18 protein-coding genes are annotated in these 22,057 nt (G+C 38.4%); 8 read left to right on the top strand and 10 right to left on the bottom strand.

The genetic code is table 11. From position 1 onward, the window contains the following. Positions 1–121: 121 nt before the first annotated feature. Entirely contained in the window at positions 122–1,243 is a 1,122-nt protein-coding gene (gene ribB / locus BBI00_RS12935) for a 3,4-dihydroxy-2-butanone-4-phosphate synthase (protein ID WP_065399152.1), read from the bottom strand. A gap of 67 nt (positions 1,244–1,310) precedes the next feature. Beyond that, complete coding sequence (locus BBI00_RS12940) at positions 1,311–2,315, bottom strand: LLM class flavin-dependent oxidoreductase (RefSeq protein ID WP_065399153.1); 1,005 nt, start codon at positions 2,313–2,315, stop codon at positions 1,311–1,313. A gap of 308 nt (positions 2,316–2,623) precedes the next feature. Between BBI00_RS12940 and BBI00_RS12945 the strand changes: the two genes are divergently transcribed. Continuing rightward, positions 2,624–3,181, top strand: a complete 558-nt coding sequence (locus BBI00_RS12945) for a hypothetical protein (protein WP_123902271.1) — start codon at positions 2,624–2,626, stop codon at positions 3,179–3,181. Between the two features lie 396 nt (positions 3,182–3,577). Further along, a complete protein-coding gene (locus tag BBI00_RS12950) occupies positions 3,578–4,420 on the top strand; it encodes a M12 family metallopeptidase (protein ID WP_065399155.1) in 843 nt (280 codons plus the stop codon). Positions 4,421–4,451: 31 nt separating this feature from the next. Here BBI00_RS12950 and BBI00_RS12955 read toward each other — a convergent pair whose 3' ends face one another. Next, complete coding sequence (locus BBI00_RS12955; RefSeq protein WP_065399156.1) at positions 4,452–6,578, bottom strand: helix-turn-helix domain-containing protein; 2,127 nt, start codon at positions 6,576–6,578, stop codon at positions 4,452–4,454. 81 nt (positions 6,579–6,659) lie between these two features. Between BBI00_RS12955 and BBI00_RS12960 the strand changes: the two genes are divergently transcribed. Next, positions 6,660–7,112, top strand: a complete 453-nt coding sequence (locus BBI00_RS12960) for a hypothetical protein (RefSeq protein WP_065399157.1) — start codon at positions 6,660–6,662, stop codon at positions 7,110–7,112. Between the two features lie 137 nt (positions 7,113–7,249). Here BBI00_RS12960 and BBI00_RS12965 read toward each other — a convergent pair whose 3' ends face one another. Further along, positions 7,250–7,786 carry a gamma carbonic anhydrase family protein gene (locus BBI00_RS12965; protein ID WP_065399158.1) on the bottom strand — a complete coding sequence of 179 codons (537 nt, stop codon included), beginning with the start codon at positions 7,784–7,786 and terminating at the stop codon, positions 7,250–7,252. 163 nt (positions 7,787–7,949) lie between these two features. Here BBI00_RS12965 and BBI00_RS12970 point away from each other — a divergent pair, with 163 nt between their 5' ends. Genes BBI00_RS12970 through hemH form a run of 3 tightly spaced genes read left to right on the top strand, consistent with a single transcriptional unit; the run spans position 7,950 to position 10,420 of the window. Continuing rightward, on the top strand, positions 7,950–8,828 hold the full coding sequence (locus BBI00_RS12970; RefSeq protein ID WP_065399159.1) for a NifU family protein: 879 nt from the start codon (positions 7,950–7,952) through the stop codon (positions 8,826–8,828). Positions 8,829–8,842: 14 nt separating this feature from the next. Beyond that, positions 8,843–9,370 carry an NADPH-dependent FMN reductase gene (locus BBI00_RS12975; protein ID WP_065399160.1) on the top strand — a complete coding sequence of 176 codons (528 nt, stop codon included), beginning with the start codon at positions 8,843–8,845 and terminating at the stop codon, positions 9,368–9,370. Between the two features lie 15 nt (positions 9,371–9,385). After that, a complete protein-coding gene (gene hemH, locus BBI00_RS12980) occupies positions 9,386–10,420 on the top strand; it encodes a ferrochelatase (RefSeq protein WP_065399161.1) in 1,035 nt (344 codons plus the stop codon). Positions 10,421–10,498: 78 nt separating this feature from the next. Here hemH and BBI00_RS12985 read toward each other — a convergent pair whose 3' ends face one another. Both BBI00_RS12985 and BBI00_RS12990 read right to left on the bottom strand, forming a co-directional pair. Then, positions 10,499–12,454, bottom strand: a complete 1,956-nt coding sequence (locus tag BBI00_RS12985) for a M4 family metallopeptidase (protein WP_065399162.1) — start codon at positions 12,452–12,454, stop codon at positions 10,499–10,501. Between the two features lie 335 nt (positions 12,455–12,789). Then, a complete protein-coding gene (locus tag BBI00_RS12990) occupies positions 12,790–14,010 on the bottom strand; it encodes a type IX secretion system plug protein (RefSeq protein WP_065399163.1) in 1,221 nt (406 codons plus the stop codon). Between the two features lie 73 nt (positions 14,011–14,083). Between BBI00_RS12990 and BBI00_RS12995 the strand changes: the two genes are divergently transcribed. Further along, the gene (locus tag BBI00_RS12995; RefSeq protein WP_065399164.1) at positions 14,084–14,722 is read left to right on the top strand and encodes an MBL fold metallo-hydrolase; all 639 of its coding nucleotides are present in this window, start codon (positions 14,084–14,086) and stop codon (positions 14,720–14,722) included. Positions 14,723–14,904: 182 nt separating this feature from the next. Here the strand turns inward: BBI00_RS12995 and BBI00_RS13000 are convergent, their stop codons facing one another. From BBI00_RS13000 to BBI00_RS13010, 3 genes are read right to left on the bottom strand one after another with little or no spacing between them, the layout of a single operon-like run. After that, positions 14,905–17,346, bottom strand: coding sequence for a TonB-dependent receptor (locus BBI00_RS13000; RefSeq protein WP_065399165.1), 2,442 nt, complete (start codon positions 17,344–17,346; stop codon positions 14,905–14,907). Positions 17,347–17,369: 23 nt separating this feature from the next. After that, entirely contained in the window at positions 17,370–18,851 is a 1,482-nt protein-coding gene (locus BBI00_RS13005; RefSeq protein ID WP_065399166.1) for a trehalase family glycosidase, read from the bottom strand. A gap of 2 nt (positions 18,852–18,853) precedes the next feature. Further along, entirely contained in the window at positions 18,854–20,083 is a 1,230-nt protein-coding gene (locus BBI00_RS13010; RefSeq protein ID WP_065399167.1) for an MFS transporter, read from the bottom strand. A 123-nt stretch (positions 20,084–20,206) separates the two neighbouring features. Between BBI00_RS13010 and BBI00_RS13015 the strand changes: the two genes are divergently transcribed. Continuing rightward, positions 20,207–21,112 carry an AraC family transcriptional regulator gene (locus BBI00_RS13015; RefSeq protein ID WP_065399168.1) on the top strand — a complete coding sequence of 302 codons (906 nt, stop codon included), beginning with the start codon at positions 20,207–20,209 and terminating at the stop codon, positions 21,110–21,112. A 186-nt stretch (positions 21,113–21,298) separates the two neighbouring features. Here BBI00_RS13015 and BBI00_RS13020 read toward each other — a convergent pair whose 3' ends face one another. Continuing rightward, positions 21,299–21,853 (bottom strand): thioredoxin family protein, encoded by a 555-nt coding sequence (locus tag BBI00_RS13020; RefSeq protein ID WP_065399169.1) that lies wholly within the window; start codon positions 21,851–21,853, stop codon positions 21,299–21,301. Positions 21,854–22,057: the final 204 nt, after the last annotated feature.

Consider the following 22,057-nt stretch of genomic DNA (forward strand, 5'->3'; position numbering starts at 1 on the left):
TTTGAAAATATTTGATTTTTATCCTTTCGTGAACTCTCAAAAAAAAGGTTTAGAAAAATTCTAAACCTTTTTTTAATGGTAAACAATCATGTACAGGAAGTAAACCTGAATTGACTGTATATTATAGCTGTACCAGCTCGGTAACCTCTACATCATATCCTCCAACCTGAGGTTTGATATTTGGGTTTTGAGTAATTACTTTAAATTTATTAATTCCCAGATTCTTTAAAATCTGTGTTCCGATACCATAATCCCTGTAGTTATAGGCTAATGTAGGATGCTGCTCCTGCCCATCCTGATAGTTCAGGAACTGCTGAAGTTTTCTTAATGTATTTTCAGAGTTCGAAACATTGTTGATAAAGATGATCGCTCCTTTTCCTGCTTCATTCACCATATTGGTAACTTTTTCCAGCAGAGGTTTTTCGCCGTTATTCAGTCTTGTCAATACATCGAAATACGAATCAGAAGACTGCACTCTTACTAAGACCGGTTCATCTACCGTCCATGCTCCTTTTGTCAAAGCAAAATGGATCTGATCATTGGAAGTCTCTCTGAAAGCATAAAAATCAAACTCACCATAGTGCGTTTTCACTTTTTTCTCTTCAAGTCTTTCAACCAGATTTCCTTTTTTAAGCTGATAATGGATCAGGTCTTCAATAGAAACGATTTTCATATCGTGTTTCTGCGCGAAAGCCTGAAGATCAGGCAAACGTGACATCGTACCATCTTCATTCATGATCTCACAGATCACTCCGCCTTCTTTTAAACCAGCCAAATGGGTAAGATCAATGGCAGCTTCCGTATGTCCTGCTCTTTTCAGAACGCCTCCTTTTCTTGCACGAAGCGGGAAAATGTGGCCAGGTCTCATGAAATCTGTAGGCTTGGATTTTTCATCCATCAATGCTAAAATAGTTTTAGCTCTGTCTCCTGCAGAAATACCTGTAGAAGTTCCGTTCCCCAAAAGGTCAACAGACACGGTGAAAGCAGTTTCTTTAGGATCGCTGCTTCTGCTTACCATTACTTCAAGCCCAAGCTCATCGCATCTTTTTTCAGGAAGCGGCATACAGATCAGCCCTCTTCCGTGGAGTGCCATAAAATTGATAATTTCCGGCGTTGTCAGTTCCGCCGCACAAAGAAAATCTCCTTCGTTCTCTCTGTCTTCATCATCTACTACTATGATTATTTTCCCATTTCTAAGGTCTTCGATGGCCTCCGGAATAGTATTTAATTTAATATCAGACATCTTTACTTTTTATTTGTGCAAAGATACTCATAAAAATAAGCATCTGCCAATTAATATGAATGGTTTATTACGCTTCGGATAAAGAGTTCACAGCTTCCCTGAAAATCTCGTAAGATCTCAGTCTTTTCCGGTGATCATAAATATGTGAGTTGATCATCAGCTCATCTACATTAAATCTTTCCTGAAAATCTTTAAGTTTCTGCTCAACTTCAGCCTGATCTCCTATAAAGGTATATCTCAGCTTCTGCAAAACCATTGATTTTTCCATAGGTGACCAGATCTCATCCATATCATCTACCGGTGGGGCAAAAGGTTTTCTGTCATTTCTTACGATATTGATGAATGCCTGGAATAAAGTGGTGGAAATTTTGTGGGCCTCTTCAGAAGTATCCGCTGCCACACCGTTTACACAGGCAATAATATAAGGTTGATCAAGATATTTTGACGGTTCGAAATGCTCCCTGTAAATTTTAAAAGCCATTTCCATCTGCTCAGGAGCGAAATGTCCTGCGAAAGCATAAGGCAATCCTAATTCAGCGGCCAGCCAGGCACTATCTGTACTGGATCCTAAAATATACAGCGGAATATCCAGGCCTTCTCCCGGAATAGCCCGAACCATCGCATCTGCATTCTCTTTGGAAAAATATCTCTGAAGTTCCAGAATCTGTCTTGGGAACTGCTCATTGATGATAGCAGGATTTCTTCCCAAAGCCTGGGCCGTTAATCCATCTGTACCGGGTGCTCTTCCCAGTCCAAGGTCAATTCTGCCCGGGAACAGGGATTCCAGTGTACCGAATTGCTCTGCGATGATCAGCGAACTGTGATTCGGAAGCATAATTCCTCCGGAACCTACTCTGATGGTCTTAGTTCCGTTGGCAATGAAACCAATCAAAACTGAGGTAGCAGAACTGGCAATGCTTTCCATATTATGGTGCTCTGCCAGCCAGAATCTTTTATAGTTTAAATTTTCAGTGTGATTAGCTAATGATAAGCTGTCCTGAAAAGTATCATGAATGCTTTTATCCTGCTTCACCGGGGCAAGATCTAAAACAGAAATTTCAAAATTTTTCATATGAGATATTCATTTTTCTAAAGATGAACGAAGCCGTCTTTACCGATTTTATAATTTTAAATTGTTTTTTAAAATCAAAAACAAATTTATAACATAAAAACTGCATTAGTTACTTTTTGTAATTAATAAAAACAATGGGTTAATTCAGGGAAAAACTATTGGATAAACACTCAAAATTTCCTGAGATAAATATATAAATGTTAAATTTCTACAATAAATTTCCACAGATAAGTAAAAAACAGAGAAAGTTTTTCAAATCCAATTTCGTTATTCATTTTTCATTTATATATTTGATCATAACCACTACCATGAAAAAACTTATTCTTATACTAATCTCTATAAAGTGCTTAATCTGTTGTCATTCAAAAAATGCAGAGGAAAGTCTTTCTAAAAAGAATCCAAAATCAAAGTATTATACAAAACTGGATACGGTAGTCATTACGACGGAAACTGATGATACCATTAAATACAGCCAAAAAAAATTCAATGAATTGATAGATAATCATCCTGAATTTATTGATGATTTCCCTGAAAACCCAGACAGGCTTTATTTCTGTTTTGGCAATAATTTAGAATTTGGAAGTGAAGCGGGACAGGATTACTATTATACTTTATATTCCTATTTTTTGAAGCAGCGAAATGGGATTGATAAACATGCAGAACAGCGTAAGAAACTTATTGTCATTTTCTCAAACATCAATTCAATATTTGGCTATGTTGCGTATGGAGGGACCTATTTTGTTCATCAGCAGAACAGAATTCCTGGATACGCCGAATATTTAATTTATTTGGGTTCAACGGATAAAGAAAAAGAGAATAATAAAGATCCTTATGATATTTCAAAACAAAAAAAGCTTTATATGTAGACTTTAAGGCAAATCATTGAAGATGAAAATAAAATTGATTTTGAATCTCCGGGACAAAATAAAATTGAAAGAATAAAAAAGATGAATGCTCTTGTTGATCAAATTGACCATTTGATTACCAATTCTTATTATCTCCGGTCTGCTCAATATTTCCACTATCAATATTACCCTAATCTTTAGTTCAAAAGAGCTAATTGTCAATATTAAAATTTCTATAATAAGAGTCTCTCACAGTCATTGGCCAAACCTTTTTATTTCAACATACAACAGTAAATCCACCTCAATACGCATATGAATTATAAACTTATTAGCAGAATAAGCATTTCAGTGTGATTAATTCATTTAAAAGAGAATTATTTATTAAATTCGTATAACCAACCATTTTAAAATATTAATATGAAAACAAAACCTAGTGTATTTTTTTACTCCAAAGCATTGGCTGTAAAAGTAATGGGACTGAGCCTTATGACGGCTCTCTTATTTTCCTGTGATAAAAGCAATGACGACCTGATGACAAGCCCGGATCAGTCTTCCCGGAAGGAAGAAGTCAGAAAAGGGCAATTAAACGGACAGCCTGTTACTTATATCAAAAAAGACGGACTGAATTTTTTCCAGGGTGATATTGTTCTTTCGGATAAACAGCTGGAAGAAGGTGCAACAGCCAATAAAGGCGGTGCCAGTTTTTCAAGATGGCCTGGAGGTAAGATTTATTATACCGTTGCCGGCAATATGGGTTCCATCAACGCCAATAAAATCACCAGCGCTGTTAATGAATATAATTCCAAAACCAATACGCAATGGATTCCCCGTACCACACAGAGCAATTATGTAGAATTTATTTTCGGAAGTTCATCCGGATCAGACGGATGGGCTCATATCGGCTATCAGGGAGGTAAGCAGAACATTTCCCTGGATCAGTATATTTCTGTGGGATCAGTCATTCATGAAATGGGCCATACTGTTGGACTTTATCACGAGCATTGCCGTAAAGACAGGGATCAGTATCTCAGCATCCAATGGGGTAATATTCAGGACGGGCAGGCCTATAATTTCAATATTTACAGCTCAGGAACGGATATAGGGCCTTTTAATATCAATTCAGTAATGATGTACTGGCCTAATTCTTATTCTAAAAACGGACTGCCTACGATTAAAAGAGCGAACAACACAACCTTTACTTACAACAGAACAGGCTTCACAACAGGAGATATCAACACCATCAATGCGATGTATCCTTAAAGAAACCTCCGTATAAAAAGAAAAGAATCCGTTACGAATTCTTTTCTTTTTTATAGTTATAGTGGTTGATCAGAATTCTGATCTCATTAAATTCAAAATTACTTGGCAGCGCATTCTTCCACTCTGTTAAGGTTTCATGTGGATTTTTGTAGAATTCTGTTTCGAAAGCTTTGATCTTATCTGAGGTAATGACTCTTGAAATATCCAGCAATCCCTGCTCGGCAAATTTAGCAAGATGCCCGATGACGGTTTCTTTTACCAGACCTCTTTCCAATGCAATTTCGCCAATGGTTTTTCCCTGTTCAAACAGCTGGAACGTCAGAACCTGAGAAGGAACTTTGGCAATTTTCAAACTGACTTCCTTATCATTTTTTTCATCTAAAAGTTTTGTTTCAAGAAGATGAACGTCTTTTAAATTATTTAAATATTCCTCGATATCTTCCAGCCAGCTTTTAAATTCTTCGTTGTATTGCTTTAAACCTTTAGCTCCTTTGATCTCAGCATAAAACTCTTTCAAAGGATCGAAGATCTTATTCCTGGTTTCTGTAAAGAAAAAATTAACCGCTCCTTTTGATTTGCTTTCAATTTCCGACCATTCTTCTTTCTGCTCAATAAAGTTATTGACTTTCTGAAAGATCACCCGTTCCAGTTTTTCAAAGATTTTCCCGAGATTAACCGCTTCATGTTTTAGCTGAAGATAAAGCTGATTGGTTTTGACATGATCGAGGTTTTTGGTAACGATCGAAAGGTTATTCCAGTCTTCGACTTCTTTTAGAAACCAGAGACAGTCTACCGTACGAAGTACTTTTCTTATGCTGTAATCATATTTTTCCTGGTTCAGGATGGCTTCAACACGATCATTGGCTACTGTATCCGTATGGAAATGCAGAATCCTGTCATCTTTAAAAATAACTTCAGGAGTAATTTTTGATTTTAAAACAATTCCTTCCAATGTTCTGCAGCGGGACAAAGCCACATATACCTGACCTGCAGTAAAACTTTTTCCTGCATCAATGATCACTCTGTCAAACGTCAGACCCTGGCTTTTATGGATTGTAACCGCCCAGGCCAGTTTTATCGGGAACTGCTCAAAACTTCCCAGTACTTCTTCCTGAATGTTCTTATCTGTATCAAGAAAGTATTTTTTCTGCTCCCAGGTCTCCCTCTTTACAATAATTTCTTTTTGACTTCCGTCAAGAGCTACCCGGATTTCATTTTCATCCAGCCCTATGATTTCTCCCAGCTTCCCGTTGAAATATTTCTTTTCTCCTGAAATATCATTTCTGATAAACATGATCTGTGCTCCGATCTTCAGTTCGAGAAACTGCTCATTCGGGAACTGATTTTCTTTAAAGTCTCCTACAAGCTTCGCCTCATAAGTTTGGGCATCCACTTTGATCTCTGCTAATTTTTCCTGATTGATCTCATCTGCCATTTTATTGTGAGAGCACAGATAAACATAGGATTCTTTTCCCATATCAAAATCAGGATCGTATCTTTTATTAAGATGATCAAAATCGATATTGGCCACATCACCATCCCGAATGGCGTTCAGGATCTCAAGGAATTCTTCATCAGACTGGCGATACACTTTTGTAAGCTCAATGGTAACCACCGGAATATCTTTGATTGCATGACTATCGAAAAAGAACGGTGAGTTGTAATACATTTTCAGGATATGCTCATCCCTTACCACCGGCGGCAGCTGGTACAGGTCACCAATGAACAGCATCTGCACCCCTCCGAATCTTTGGTTATTTCTCCTGATAAACCGTAAAGAAAAATCCATCATATCCAGCACATCAGCTCTCAACATGGAAACCTCATCAATAATAATGATCTCAACTTCTCTTAAAAGCTTGAGCTTATCTTTTCTATATTTAAAATGAGGCATCAGATCGGCAATATTATTGGCCAAACTGGTATCTATCCTTTCTGTAGTAGGAAGAAAGGTTCTCAACGGAAGGCCAAACATAGAGTGAATGGTCACCCCGCCCGCATTGATCGCAGCAATTCCTGTAGGAGCTACCACAATATGCTTTTTTTTGGTCCGTTTTACAAAGTCGTTAAGAAATGTCGTTTTCCCTGTTCCGGCTTTCCCCGTCAGAAAAACGCTTCTGCTGGTGTACTCTAATAAGTCAAAAAAATGATTGTTCATCGTTGTCAAAAATACGGAAATCAATTGAATTTCTTACCTTGGCATAAGTTTTGAAAATTCTTAAAAAGAAAAAAGTCTGTCGTGAAAAAAATTTTATCATACACTTCTGTCTTAGTATTATCTACTACACTTACGTTGGTTTCCTGTAATACCTCGAAAAACCTCAACACGAATCTTCCGGTTGATATTGCAGACAGACCCATTGATGAAGACAGTCAGAAATATGATCAGGCTCAGCTGGATAAATTAAAAGCATCTATTGAATCTGAAGTGAGCGGGCTGGAATGTAAAGATGCAACCGAATGGACATTTGCTCCCATGGGAACAAAAGCCTGCGGCGGGCCTCAGCAATATATTGCCTATCCTAAAAAAATAGAAGAGACTTTTTTACCCAGAGTGAATGAATATACGGATAAAGTAAGGGTTTTTAATGAAAAATATAATATTGCATCAGACTGTATGGCTATCCTGCCTCCTACCTCTCTGAAATGTATTAAAGGAAAAATCAGGCTTATCACAGCTGACAACAAATAAAAACAAAACAAAGGTTTTATATCAAATCGAAAAAAGCTCTGTCTCAGGACAGAGCTTTTATATATTCCGATCAGTATCAATCCGTAAAAAACGGACCATTACAAAGAATAGATTATTTATTGGTTTCCAATAGCAGACTACAATTGATGATCCTTCACATTCTCTTTATACCAGGACGAGTATTTCACATAATTGTCTGCAATCCTGTTTACCTCACCTTCTAACAGCTGGGCATTGATATCTTTAATCTTTTTCGCAGGAACACCACCCCAGACTTCTCCGGATTTGATATGGGTTCCCTGAGTTACTACTGAGCCTGCTCCTACAATAGAGTTTTCTTCTACCAGGCAATCATCCATGACAATAGCTCCCATTCCGATCAGTACATTATCTTTGATCGTACATCCGTGAACAATCGCATTGTGCCCGATAGAAACATTATTCCCAATATTCAGCGGGTGTTTCTGATAAGTACAGTGCAGCATTGCATTATCCTGCACATTGACCTTATCTCCCATTCTGATATAGTGAACATCTCCTCTGATGACAGCATTATACCAAACGCTGCAATCTCTTCCCATTACTACATCTCCGATGATCGTAGCGGTTTCAGCTAAAAAAGTATTCTCTCCGATCTGTGGTATTTTCCCTAAAAGTTCTTTTACAAGTGCCATAGTTTTAATTTGAAAATTTGAAAAGCCCATTTGAGAATAATGATTACTGTCTTCTGAATTCAGGTATATAACTTCTAAATTACAGCGATAGCAAAAATCTAACTCCCAATTTTCAGCTTCTGACTTCTAATGCGTATTTTTGTATCTCAAATTTAACGAAAAAATGCGTACCGTACTTATAGAACCAACCGAAAACCCGAAAGTGATGAAATTTGTTGCAGATTACAACTTGATTCCGGGGTCTTTAGAGTTGGACAGAAACTCAGATATTTCAGAAATTCCTTTGGCACAGGAACTTTTCAACTATCCGTTTGTGGAAAGAATTTTCATTACTGCCAATTTTGTAGCAGTGGCCAAACAGGATACTATTGAATGGGAACATGTAGCAGAAAGTCTGAAAAATGTAATTGAGGATGAATTATTGGCCAACCCGAGAATTTATCTTCAGAAGAAGAAAGAAATGTATCAGATCTATGCTGAAATGACCCCGAATCCTAATGTAATGAAATTCGTTTCAAGTAAATTGCTGATGGACGGTTTTGTGGAAGTGAAATCGAAAGAAGCTGCTGAAGAGGTTCCTTTGGCACAGGCTATTTTCAAAGAATTTGATTTTGCAACGGAAATTTTCATTTCTGATAATTTCGTGGCCGTTACCAGAGACAATTCTGTAGAATGGCACCAGGTGATGATGACCGTTCGTGCCCTTATTGCCGAATATCTTCAAAACGGAGGTGAAATCTCAAAAATTGAGCCTCAGAAACATGAAAATCCGGTTGAAAAAATCATTAACAGAGAGTATACGGAGGATGAGCAGAAGATTTCTGACATTTTAAATGAATATGTAGCTCCAGCTGTAGAAAATGACGGCGGAAAGATTTCTCTTATGGAATATGATCAGGAGAATAAAACGGCAAAAATGCTTTTACAGGGTGCATGTTCAGGCTGCCCAAGCTCTACGGCCACTTTAAAGAACGGAATTGAAAATATTTTAAAGCAATTCGTTCCTGATTTGGTTGAAAGAGTGGAAGCCGTAAACGGATAAAACCAGTTGTCAGAATGCAGTCCGGAAAGAAAATTCTGGTGATCATTGGAAGTGCTACCAGAAACTCCAGCAATCAGAAACTCATGGAACAGGTATTGAAACACTATCCCGGGATTGATTTTCAGAGGTATGATGATCTTTCAGTCCTTCCGCATTTTGATACTGCATTGACGGATTCTGACATTCCGGAGGAAGTCGTTAAAATCAGAAAAGACATTGATGATTCGGCAGGGATTATATTTTCCACTCCTGAATATATCTTCAGTATCCCCGGCAGGTTGAAGAATTTGCTGGAATGGTGTGTTTCCACAACAGTTTTTTCCGAAAAACCGGTCGCTGTGATTACAGCTTCTGCCAATGGAGAGAAAGGCCATGAAGAACTGTTATTGCTTTTAACAACACTGGGAGCTCAGACTGATGATAAACATCAGCTTTTAATAAAAGGAATAAAGGGTAAACTGGAGCCTGATGGCTCGGTTGAAAGTGATACCTTTGCCAGAGTATCAGAATTAGTAACAGATTTTACAACTTCTGTTTTATAATTAAAATATAAAATATTGAATAACAAAGGAATTTTACTGGTAAATCTCGGATCGCCGAGGTCTACTGCTGTAAACGATGTAAAGGAATATCTTGATGAATTTTTGATGGATGAAAGGGTAATTGATTACCGTTGGATCTTCCGTGCACTTCTTGTTCAGGGTATTATTCTGAAAACAAGACCTGCAAAATCTGCCGAAGCTTACAAAACAGTCTGGACAGATGAAGGCTCACCACTGGTGGTCATTACAGAAAAGATTCAGAAAAAGCTTCAGAAACTGGTAGATGTTCCGGTAGAAATCGGGATGCGTTATGCACAACCCAGCATTGAAACCGGTATTCAGAAACTGGTAGACCAGGGAATTACAGAAATCGTTCTTTTCCCTTTATACCCTCAATATGCGATGAGTACGACGGAGACTGTCATTGAAAAAGCTGAGGAGGTAAGGAAAAAGAAATTCCCGCAAGTGAAGATCAATTACATCCAGCCTTTCTACAACAGGGATATTTACATCAACTGCCTGGCAGACAGCATTAAAGAAAAACTTCCTGAAAATTTCGATGCTCTTCAGTTTTCCTATCACGGAGTTCCGGAAAGACATCTTTACAAAACCGATCCTTCCAATACCTGTAAAATTGATGATGCCAACTGTATCAACAGCCAGGTGGATACCCACAATGCATATTGCTACAGACACCAATGTTATAAAACAACGGAAGCTGTGATTGCCAGGATGGGACTTCCAAAAGAAAAGACCATTGTTTCTTTCCAGTCAAGATTAGGAAAAGATAAATGGATTGAGCCTTATACGGATGAAACACTGGAAACCATTCCTAAAAAAGGAATCAAGAATCTTGCTATCGTATGTCCGGCTTTTGTTTCGGACTGTCTTGAGACCCTGGAAGAAATTTCTGAGGAAGGAAAAGAACAGTTTATGCATGGAGGCGGTGAGAATTTTCACTATATCCCTTGTCTGAACGATGAAGACCGATGGATAGATGTTGTAAAAATACTTTGCGAAGAAAAGCTGAATGATTTTTATCTCGTATAAATCGCATTCATCCAAAATATACAAAAGGCCACAAGAAATACTTGTGGCCTTTTTGAAAAAATATACTAAAAATTTGGTTTACTTTTTAATAAGGCTTCCTGCCTTTTCTCCGTTCACCATTACAATATATACCCCTGGAAGGATATTGGACGGAATCTGTATTTCCACCCTGTTCGTTCCATCAGCTATATTTACTTTTTCAGAGATTTCTCTTTTCCCTGTAAGGCTGATCAGTTCTACAGCTCCTTTTCCTGCTTTTCCTTCAAAACTTACCGTAAATCTGTCTGTTGCCGGATTTGGGCTTATGGTATAAGAGGAAGCATTATTGGCAGCTGCCACAAGTCCTGCAGAAGAAATTCCTCCGCCTACCCCTACTGCATTCCATGCATTGGTAACCTGAGTCACCTCATTACTGCCGGCTCCGTAAAGATCTGCTGCAGCCTGAAGAGAATAAGTTCTTGTATTTGCATAGGTAGAGGTAGAAGTAAGATACGTCGTCAGGGTTCTGTAGGCAATAGCTCCGGCCTTATCCAATCCTATTCCTGAAACATTATAGGCGAAACCGTTATCATTGGTTCCTGATCCTCCGGTTACCAATAAATAATACCAGAAATTCAGAACTCCGGAATTGGTGTGTACTCCGCAATAGTCATTCGTTGTCTGTCCCGGAACGGCACATCCTGTAGTGGTTGCATCTTTCCAATAGGTTCCTTTATAGGTATCCGGCTGACGGTAAGCATTAGGGTTTGACATATCTCTGATCACATAACTGAAATCTTCTCCTAATGTCCAGCTTGCCTTAGTAGGTCTTGCCCAGCGTTCTATTGTATTCCCGAAAATATCTGAAAAACCTTCATTCAAAGCTCCGGGCTCTCTCTGGTATACAAGATTAGCCGTTTTGGTAGTCAGCCCGTGAGTGATTTCGTGACCGCAGACATCAATGGCTGTCAATGGTTTTCCTCCGTTTGTGGTGGAACTGCCATCGCCATAAAGCATTCTCGATCCGTCCCAATAGGCATTGAATATATTATTTCCATAATGTACATAGGATTTTATTGCAAAATTATTGTTGTCTATACTTTTGCGCCCGAACTTTGAATAGTAATAATCCAGGGTCATTTCAGCTCCCCAATGGGCATCGGTAGCATACTGGTCTTTATTGGTATTCACATTATTCCATACATTATCTGAATCTGTAAAATCTACCGCTCCGGATAAGTTGGTACTTTTTCTCGCATTATAGGTTTCTACAGCCGTTCCTGCGTTCCTTCCTGTTTCTCTCAACCTGTAACTTCCGTTGTAAGAATCTGTAACAATATCCCTGTTTCCGCTGTATACTGTTGTTGCAGTTCCGGGTGTATTCACTTCATGAATAATGGCATCTGTCCCCAGCACATTTCCATTTTTGGCATCTACAAAAACGTATTGTCTGCTGATGGGCTTTTCTGAGTAAATGTCAAATTTATAAGCCAGTTTCAGGTCTTTTAATTTTTCATCTGAAGGATCCGAATAGTAAACCAGTTCTCCTTTGGGTGCGAAGCTGGCCTCTGCGCTATTCATTTCTTTTTTTAAAAAATCCTCTTCTTCTTTATTCTGCCATTTATAGGAGTCTGCCCCTACAAATGCCAATGCACTCTGCAGTGCTATCTTTTCAGAAATATTGGCTTTCTTTTCTGCCTTAGGACTTGTAAGGACCCAGCTTCCGGACTGTCCTACAATTTTACCGTCTCTGGTCTGTACAGCCATCATACCGTATTCTACAGGAATATCATTGATCGTCTGCTGAAAGCGGTGGGTTTCAAATCCCAGTGCGTCTTTTTCATGTCCCAGTTTAAGTCCCTGCCCCGGAGAAAGTCTTTGGGTAGCTTCATCAAATAAAACAGGACTTCCCTGAAAAGTGGGGCCGTTTTTATCAAAACGCATAAATTCTGCATGTAATCCGCTTTTTCCCGGAATTATTCTGGATGGTGTATTTTGTCCGGACATAAAAGAGCAGGCAGCAATGCTTGCCACTAAGATAAATTTTGTTTTCATAATAATACTTGTTAAATGTGAAAACGAATTTATAAACTTTTCACAATACAAAAGCACATACATTGAATAAAATTCAATTGAAAATATAAATCATTAAACAAAACACAATAATGATTTTAAAAAGAAGAGAATTAATTAATAATAATTTTATCTTTATGAATATTTTTGATTAATTTAATTAATTAAAATCACAATTTTGTGATTATTATTTTTTCACTATTCAGTGCATTATAATTTTTAAGTAAAAAAATAAAGGCTATCTCCTGAGAGACAGCCTTTATTTCTATTTTAAATGCAAATCTGTAAAATTATTCAAGATTCACCAAGAAATCAAATTAACGTTTACTGGAAACAGGTGTTCTGAATTCTCCATACCCCATCAGCCCATCATAATTTCTTCCGAAAGGAGCATAATACAGGAAGGCCTGATAAAGGTTTTCCGTCTGCCAGAAGTTTCCGTTAACTTCCCCGAAATTTAAAGGTCCGTTCCCTTCTCTGGTCACCAGAACATAGTTATAAAAACCCTGTTTCAGAAATATTCTGGCAACGTATTGCTTGGTTGCAGCATCATATTGCATCTGGTTTTCTTTGCTTGGTGTAAAGTTGTTAAACCCTCCCAGCACATAAATCTCTTTATCTACAGGATCAGATTCCAGATAAAAGTGCACCCATGAGTAATCGGCTTCTCTTTCGGCATCCCTTTCTCTTCCCAGATCATTTCTTCTGTAATACCATGCCCCGTTTACATCAGGCTGATACTGATAATTCAGCGGAAACGCCCATACCGGATGCAGATAGGTCTGGTTGACATCATCTTTTATTTCAGTAGCACGAACCATATCTGCGGCCATATTCATGTTTTTATTATCGAAATAATAAAATTCATTGTCTCCCGGAAATACCAGGTTCATCTGCTGGAAAAGCAGCTGATTTCCCAAAACAGTACTTGCCTTCTGATTGGCTATCACCATATTCGGGTTATTGTTCTGCATGACATTCAGGGTCATAGAGTTGACATTGGAGGAAATATCTCCTCCTTTCGGAGAGGCTTTCACTTCTACCCTCTGATTCAGGTTGGGATTCTTTGCATCAGCAATCCTGGAGATATTCAATCCCAGAGTGGCCATATCTTCTACCAGATAAAATCTTCTTTTGAAAAGAGGTTTATCGGCTGAATCTTTATAGACAATCAGTTCATAGTTACCTGAAATCTTCGGCTGAATCTTATCGTTCGGGAAAGTAAGTTTGTAATGGGTATACGCCTGCAGGGTATTGAAAGAATACTGAAACTGATCCAGAAGCGCATTCATACTTCCGGTTGCAAATTCTGTAAAAAACAGATTATCGTCATTCCAGTTTCTGTCATAATGCTTGATGGTGTACCTGTAGATATCACTTCTGTTGGTAAGATCGTCAAAGCTTAAAACCAGTTGTTCACCGAATTTGATGACCGGTGTTTCATCATTGGTCTGTGGGTTAAACAGCTGGATACTCTGGATATTTTGTCCATAAACCAGTCCGCCCAAAGAGAGTAAGAGTATTCGCAAAGTTTTCATTATGACGAAGATAGCGAAAAATCGTCATTTTCTTAATAATATTGTATTTTTGAAATAAAAAAATAATTCAGATATGCTTCAGATCCAAGGCTTCGTCTTCAATTTCGCCAGCGAAAATACATACATCATTTACAACGAAAATAAAAATGCATGGCTCATCGATCCGGGAAACATGAACCCGCAGGAAACGCAGGCTATTGCCAGCTTCATTACAGAAAAAGACTTAACGATCCGGAAAATACTTCTTACCCATGCCCATATTGATCACGTATTGGGACTTCAGTGGGCTGTTGACACGTTTAAGGTTCCGGTAAGCATGCATGAGGAAGACCAGGAAGTTTTGGATATGCTTCAGGCAAGCGGAGTAAGATTCGGGATGAAAGTTGATCCTGTACAAGCAGATATTGAATATGTAAAAGAAGGTGACGAACTGGAACTGGATGGAGAGAAATTCAAAATCTATCATGTTCCGGGACATTCTCCGGGAAGTGTGGTTTATCATAATGAAAACCAGAAATTCATGATCTCAGGTGATGTCCTTTTTGAAGGCAGCATCGGAAGAACAGATCTGTATAAAGGAAACTACGAGCAACTGATCGACGGGATCAAAACCAAACTATTTGTTTTAAATGATGACACTCAGGTTTTCTCCGGTCACGGAAATCCTACTTCGATTGGATTTGAAAAGCAGTATAATCCGTTTTTCAGATAATGATTGGGTTTGACTATCTGAGAGTTTGATTTAAATTTGATATACTTCCAATAATTGAAAAGACTCCCGCAGATTGAGCAGATGACGCAGATATTTTTACGAACAGATCATCTGTATCATCCATAAAAACAGAAACCGTCAGGAAAATCCTGCCGGTTTCATTGTTTATAAAGAAATAGAGTTTAAAAATCTAAAGTGATAGAGGCTCTGGCAGCTGCACCCATAATAGGTCTTGCCATTCTGATGTTCCCAACAGAAGAGGTTGATCTTGGATCTCCTTCCGTAATCCCTATCGTATTAAAGATATTGGTTCCGTCTACAGCAAAACGGATTTTCCCAAGCTGATAAGACATTCCTGCTCCAAATTCGGTGAACGAAGGCAGAATATTATCATCCGTATTTCCTTCATTCTGGAAACGCTTGCCATAGTAATTCATACTTACATAAGCTCTCCATTCTTTGGTAATATTCACGGCTGGGGAAATATTAAAATAGAACTTCGGCATTCTTCGCACTACATTTCCATCGTAATCAAAGGTGCTTCCGTCTGCGTTTCTTCCTCTGAAATCTTTGTATTTCGGATTCTGAATTGTTCCGTTAAAAGTAACTTCAAGAATATTGTTGAACAGTCTTGTATACCCTTCAATTTCTACCCCAAGATTGGTGGTATTGGCAAATTTGTTCTCAGAAGTTCCGTCTGAAAAGACATCTGTAAATGAAAGGTTTTTCAATGTGGAATAAAACGGAATCACCGCAATATCAAATGTACGGGAATAGTATTTATATCCTACTTCAAGCTGATTGGTGGATACTGGTTTGATCTGGCTCAGATCTGCCATATTGTTGTAATATGCTTCTTCGTTAGGAGACCTGAAACCACTGGAAAAACGGGCATACACTGCATTTTCTTTATTGATCTTATAATTGGTGGCTAAAGTATAGGAAACCTTATTTACATCATAATACCAATACGTGTACTGATTTCCCAAAACAGACATATTGTCATCTGCTGTTGTGGTAGCAAAGCTGTGTGTACCGTCAATGGTCAGCCCGGAATTATTAAGATTCGCCTTTGTTGTATTCACGCCATAACCTTTATAATAATCACGGCTATAGCGGATTCCGCCGTTAAAGCTCCAGTCATCTGTGATATTATAATCTAAATTCAGGTAGACATCATTCAGACTTCCCTGGATTTGTGAATTTCTGATCAGAAAAGACATACTCGTAACACCGTTATATGTTTTGGAGTAACCATTGTCTGAAGGAGTAAGAGAGGTATCTACCAGATTCAGCAATTGTGGTCTGTCTGTAGCTGTTGTTAAAATATTACTCCAGTTCCAGTATTGGGTCGATTTCCAGTTTGATTTATAAAAACCTGCGGTCACATTTCCTTTATCAAATTTATAACTGAACTGAAGGTCATTCACAAAATTATTCATCTTTTTGTCAATAGCCCAGAACCCCAGTTCCTGAACATTGGCAGGATTCACCACTGCTCCGCCGCTCACTAATGAATACTGATAATTATTTCCGGCAATACCGCTTCGTTTCGCAAAATCACCAGCGGTATACGGAGCTCCTGCAGGGAAAATCCCTGTATAATTCATATCGATATTGGTGTAACGGGTCTTATTTAAAACTGTGAAATTACTTCCCAGGTCATATTTAAACTCCCCGCCTACAACATCCACTTTCGGATGGATCCCGTTTTCCAGGTCTCTGCTGAAAAAGCCGCCTCCGGCCTGCGGAATAGTAAGCTGCCCGATTCCTCTGTAGCTGTATGTTCCGTAATTGGCATCAAACCCTGGAAATTCTTTCAGGGTATTTCCATCCTGAAGTAAAGGGATTGGGAGATAGAATGTATTTCTGTCATCCAGCTTTTTATAATACATTTTCACATAGCCTTTATCAAAGACATATTTCAGGTTCATTCTGATCTGTCCTCCGTTATTGGCTTTAAACCCTGTTTTTCTGATTCCGTCATCCGTTCTGTAAAAACCTCCGACATTGAAAAACAGCTTATCTTTTACCAAAGCTCCACCAAGATTAAGGTCTGCGCGCATAAGTCCATAAGTACTGGTTTCAAGCTTGGCAGTTCCTTTAAAATCATTAGATCCTTCCTTTGTAATAAAATTGATAAGACCGCCGGGTGAATTATTGGCATAGATTGAACCTGAGCCTCCTCTCAAAGCTTCCAGACGGCTCACGGAATTATCTACCCGGAAGAAATTATCTGCATTGGCAAACTGAAGTGCCCCATCCTCAAAAACCGGAAGACCGTCTTCCTGTACCTGTACAAATTCATAAGCCCCGGCAGAAGGAATTCCTCTTGCAAAAAGGTTATTCCCCACTTCTCCACCTGAAGTTTCCACGGCAAAACCGGGAACTCTCTGCAGCAGGGCAGCAGCACTTATCGGATTCTGTTTCTGAATTTCTTTGGCATTAAAAGTAGAAATGGCAGTACTGGATTCTATTTTTTTCTTCGGATTGGAATTTCCGGTAATGACAATCTGATCGATAGAGGATACTTTCGCAGAATCCTGCGGAGTTTCCTGGGCATAAGCATTATTAAAATATAACGTAGCTGTTGCGGCGATTAAAAAGATTGATTTTTTTTTCATAGCCTTATTTTTTATTGTTAGTTTCAGTTTTGCTGTAATTGTAAATACACTCCATTCGTCCAACCGAATCCGTCCTGATTAGGGTATTCCCCGCCGCCTGCTATTGTTTCTGTATCTAATGCATTGTATTTTTCCATCAGTTTTCCGGTGTTTATGTAGACTCTTTCCACATTGGAACACCAGTTATTTTTAATTTTTTCTGCCAGTTCATGGAACCCGTAGTTCTTCATTGCTTTGAAGCCCAGCCACTGATAAGGTGCCCATGCATTGGGAAGATCCCACTGCTGTCCTGAGTTTTTGGTAGTGGTCACCAGCCCGCCGGGATATAAAAACTTTTCGGCAAGAGCCTGTGCTACAGCTTCGGCCTGATCCTGATCTGCAATTCCGAGGAATAAAGGGTAAAGAGCAGCAATATGTTCAGACGGGGTTGTTGTGTTTTTTTTAATATGATAATCTTTGTAAATCTTCATTCTTTCATCCCAGAAGTATTTGTTGATCATCTGTCTTCGCTTTGCTGCTCTTTCAGAAAAATATTTTTCTTTTTCAAAAAGATTCTGAAGCGCCGAGGATTTTGCCAGGGTTATTTCCAGATGCCATAAAAGGCAGTTGAGGTCAACCTGTGCAAGGTTCAGCGTTTCTATCGTCTGTATATGTTCTCCGTCTGCGAACCAACGGCTGGAAAAATCCCAACCGGATTCACAGGCGCTTCTTATATTTCTGTAGAATTCATCTCCTGAAGCTTTTTCATGATCTTCGATATCGATCAGATAACTTTCAGGGCGGGGAGCATTTTCTGCATCATAATAACGGTTCAGGATATTTCCGTCTTCCGTTCTGATGACTCTTTTAACTCCTGAATTATTTTCAGGTTCTTCTTCACCATTCATCCAGAAAGCATATTCTTTTTCCAGCGTATCATGGTATTGTATATAAATGTCTTCTTTATGGGTGGTTTCAAAAAGCAGGTCGAGCATCAGCGAAAAATAAGGGGGCTGTGACCGGCTTAAAAAATGAGTTCTGCTTGCATTCGGAACAAACCCTACATTTTGAATCAGGTAAGAACAGTTTTCAACAATGTTTTCCATCATTTCTACCCTGTCTGAGGCTTTTAATCCCAACATAATAAAATAGCTGTCCCAGTAGAAAAATTCATTGAAACGCCCTCCCGGCACTACATAAGGTTTAGGCAACTTCAAGAGGGTACCTCTTTCTTCATAAGCAGTACGGGTCAGTTCATCCCAGAGCTTTTCAATATGTTCCTTGATCGGAAGATGGTCTTCTCTTTGGATGGAAATTTTTGCGCCCAGAAAATCAAAATGAGCCAGTACAAAATCTTTCAGGTCAAAACCTTCAGCATCTTTTGCCTTTTCATAGTCTTCATTGATCTTCGCAATTGGGAATAGCGGAACCGCATCGGTCATCATTTTCTGGTCTTCAAAAATCTCAGATCTCTGAACGGCATCAAAAAGATTTTGAATTTCGCTGATGTATAGCTGATTACTCATTTTTATTGTTTAGGATTAATTTTTAATTTATTCATGAACACGGCGGCCGTGATCAGTAATGAAAGCGGAATCAGGGAAAGATAAAATGCCTGCTGCCCACTGAACTCCTGGAATACAAAACCCGTAATTACTGATCCGATGGTTCCTCCAATCGCTGAAAAAACAACGATCAGCCCGGACATGGCACTGTGTAAATATTTGGGTATTGATGCCAGAATCACTGAATTGATACTTGGATAAATAGGGGCCAGCAACCCACCCATCAAAGGAAATAAATACACTACCAGGGGAGCATTCAGCCAATTTGTTTGGGTATCAATATGAATATTGTGCGTAAGTGGTAAAACAAGAAGTAAGCTTATTGCAAAACCAATGACACAGAATGAAACCACATAGATCCAGCTGAATTTCTTAGAGAAAAATCCGGATAAAAATCTTCCCAAAGCAAAAGCACCCGCCAAAACAGCCCCTGCCTGAATACTCATTGAGGTCGGAACTTTTAAAATTTCTTTATAGAAAGTAGGTGTCCAGGTCTGAAAGCTCTGCTCTACCAGTACAAATAGGAAAGCACATAGCAAAAAGCACAATACTTTTTTGTAGCTGAACAGGCTTATACTGTTTTTCAGATCGCCCAAGAGATCCGTTTTTTCACTTTTCGCTTCTTTTTCATTCAATTCAGAAAAGAATAAAAACAAAAATGATAATGATGAAAGCCCGCCAAGCAGCCAATAAACATTCAGCCAGTGAGTAGATTTCGGATTATGATCATCAATATATAAACTGAACAGAACGTTTCCTGCCAATACCCCGATCATAAAGAACCCTTCTAAAAATCCCATAAAACTGGAATGTTCCTTATCCGTTTCCGTTACCAGACCAATGGAGGTAAAAACAGATATTTTGATCAGTGCAAAGGAAACTCCTACCATTGCAAATAATAATTTAAAGAACCAGAAATCATTGGCAAACGGCATCACAAAGCACATACCGCTTACCAGCAGCAAAGCCGTCAGCATGGAATTTTTGATCCCGATCTTCGGAAGAAATGATGCCAGAATGAAAGAACATATCGCAATCGGAAGGTCCTTGAATCCTTCCAGAACACTGGCCGAAGATTTTGAAATTCCAAAATTCTGCTGTACCTGCAGGATAACTGTTCCCACAGAATTAAGGAGAATGGCAAAGACAAAATAGTTTAAAAATAAAACGGCCTTGATGTTACTGTTTTTCATTCAGGATATTTCTTGCTGGCTAAGATATAAGCATTTGTGTTCACAATAATTTAACACAGTAAATCAATATTTGAACTATATTAATATAATTAGTATTTTTAGTAATTAAATATGATTAATTAAATGAAAGTCACTTTTGAAAGAGTAATCCCTAATGATAAAAGCTCATTCCGGACGATTCACAACAATTCCCCTATTTCGGAATTCAAATGGGAGTATCATTATCATCCCGAAATTGAGCTGGTATGCGTTGTTTCCGGAAGTGGTACCCGGCATGTGGGCTATCATAAAAGTAATTATTCCAATGGTGACCTGGTGCTGATCGGTTCCAATATTCCGCATTCGGGATTTGGCCTGAATTCTATTGATCCACATGAGGAAATCGTTCTTCAGTTTAAAGAAGAAATTCTTCAGTTCCCCGAGCAGGAAGTGGAAGCCAGATCGATCAAAAATCTACTCGAACTTTCAAAATACGGGATACATTTTCATCCCAAAGTAAAAACACACATGCTTCCCAGGCTGAAACTGATGCTTGAATCGGAAGGTTATAAAAGATATCTGCTGCTGCTTGAGATCCTTTTTGAACTTTCGAAATGTGAAGATTATGAACTTTTGAATAAAGAGATCATGCCCTATACCATTATTTCGAAAAATAAAACCCGTCTTGAGAATATTTTCACTTATGTAGAACATCATTATGATAAAGAAATAGATATTGAAGAAGTTGCAAAACTGGCCAATCTGACCTTGCCTGCTTTCTGTAATTTTTTTAAAAAGGCCACACAGATCACTTTTACTGAATTTGTGAACCGCTACCGCATCAATAAAGCATGTTTACTGATGGCTCAGGACAAATCCATTTCAGAATGCAGCTACCACTGTGGTTTTAACAATGTGACCTACTTCAACAGAATGTTTAAAAAGTATACGGGAAAGACACCTTCTGAGTTTATTAAGAATTATTCTCATAATAAGGTGAATGTAGATCTGAAGGTTGAAAAAGAGACTAAAACTAAGGTAAGTTTCTGACAGATAAGCTATACTGAGACTCCTACGGAATAAAGTATATGAATAGAGCGTACTTTCATATTCATCATACCATAGGAATCCAACCTTACAAAACTACGTGTCATAAAAAAAGCCACTCCGAAAGAGCAGCTTTATACTATAATAATAAGAACCAGCAACTATACAAACAGCAACCGGCATAATTACTTACTTCCACTTAATATTACATCCCATACTTGGTCTCTGAATTTCCTCCTGCGGTTCCCCTGCCAAAAGATTTTCAAAAGCGATGATCAGGTCTTCTCCCGTTACATCTTTATTATTTCCCGGTCTTGAATCATCCATCTGCCCTCTGTAGATAAGATCCAGTTTATCATCAAAGAAATAAAAGTCCGGTGTACATGCTGCATCATATGCCTTTGCGATTGCCTGGCTTTCATCAAACAGGTAAGGAAAATCAAATCTCCTTTCGATCTGGAATTCAATCATTTTTTCAGGAGAATCAGCCGGATATTTTTCAATATCATTGGCATTGATCGCAATAAATTCAATCCCTTTATCATTATAATCTTCGTATAGCTCATTGATCTTATCGATCACATGAAGAACAAACGGACAGTGGTTGCACATGAAGATCACCAATGTTCCTTTTTCTCCTTTCAGCTCTTCCAAAGACTGAAGTTCATTCGTTTTTGACGGGTTAGGAAGCTCAAAAAACGGAGCCTTGGTTCCTAATGCCAGCATATTTGATGGAGTATTCATACCTTTTTTCTTTAGTTCACAAAGATAATTATTTCTTTTATTAATTGAAATGAGTTCTGCAAACAGGCATTTTATTTTTGTAGGATAAGGAAGATTTGAGTCCTCAAAAAATAGTTATAGTCAAATTCTATTAATGGTATTTTTTTGATCCAAACCAACTTCCAGCCCCATTCTTGCAGGTTCCTGCCTTTGAACAATTTTTCT

Source organism: Chryseobacterium arthrosphaerae (assembly GCF_001684965.1).
Classification (GTDB): domain Bacteria; phylum Bacteroidota; class Bacteroidia; order Flavobacteriales; family Weeksellaceae; genus Chryseobacterium; species Chryseobacterium arthrosphaerae.

Bases quoted from the DNA above. Each gene is read 5' to 3' on its own strand.
- ribB (WP_065399152.1), bottom strand. From the start codon at position 1,243: ATGTCTGATATTAAATTAAATACTATTCCGGAGGCCATCGAAGACCTT.
- BBI00_RS12975 (WP_065399160.1), top strand. From the start codon at position 8,843: ATGCAGTCCGGAAAGAAAATTCTGGTGATCATTGGAAGTGCTACCAGA.
- BBI00_RS12995 (WP_065399164.1), top strand. From the start codon at position 14,084: ATGCTTCAGATCCAAGGCTTCGTCTTCAATTTCGCCAGCGAAAATACA.
- BBI00_RS13000 (WP_065399165.1), bottom strand. From the start codon at position 17,346: ATGAAAAAAAAATCAATCTTTTTAATCGCCGCAACAGCTACGTTATAT.
- BBI00_RS12965 (WP_065399158.1), bottom strand. From the start codon at position 7,786: ATGGCACTTGTAAAAGAACTTTTAGGGAAAATACCACAGATCGGAGAG.
- BBI00_RS12940 (WP_065399153.1), bottom strand. From the start codon at position 2,315: ATGAAAAATTTTGAAATTTCTGTTTTAGATCTTGCCCCGGTGAAGCAG.
- BBI00_RS12970 (WP_065399159.1), top strand. From the start codon at position 7,950: ATGCGTACCGTACTTATAGAACCAACCGAAAACCCGAAAGTGATGAAA.
- BBI00_RS12990 (WP_065399163.1), bottom strand. From the start codon at position 14,010: ATGAAAACTTTGCGAATACTCTTACTCTCTTTGGGCGGACTGGTTTAT.
- BBI00_RS13005 (WP_065399166.1), bottom strand. From the start codon at position 18,851: ATGAGTAATCAGCTATACATCAGCGAAATTCAAAATCTTTTTGATGCC.
- BBI00_RS13015 (WP_065399168.1), top strand. From the start codon at position 20,207: ATGAAAGTCACTTTTGAAAGAGTAATCCCTAATGATAAAAGCTCATTC.
- BBI00_RS12945 (WP_123902271.1), top strand. From the start codon at position 2,624: ATGAAAAAACTTATTCTTATACTAATCTCTATAAAGTGCTTAATCTGT.
- BBI00_RS13020 (WP_065399169.1), bottom strand. From the start codon at position 21,853: ATGAATACTCCATCAAATATGCTGGCATTAGGAACCAAGGCTCCGTTT.
- BBI00_RS13010 (WP_065399167.1), bottom strand. From the start codon at position 20,083: ATGAAAAACAGTAACATCAAGGCCGTTTTATTTTTAAACTATTTTGTC.
- BBI00_RS12955 (WP_065399156.1), bottom strand. From the start codon at position 6,578: ATGAACAATCATTTTTTTGACTTATTAGAGTACACCAGCAGAAGCGTT.
- BBI00_RS12985 (WP_065399162.1), bottom strand. From the start codon at position 12,454: ATGAAAACAAAATTTATCTTAGTGGCAAGCATTGCTGCCTGCTCTTTT.
- BBI00_RS12950 (WP_065399155.1), top strand. From the start codon at position 3,578: ATGAAAACAAAACCTAGTGTATTTTTTTACTCCAAAGCATTGGCTGTA.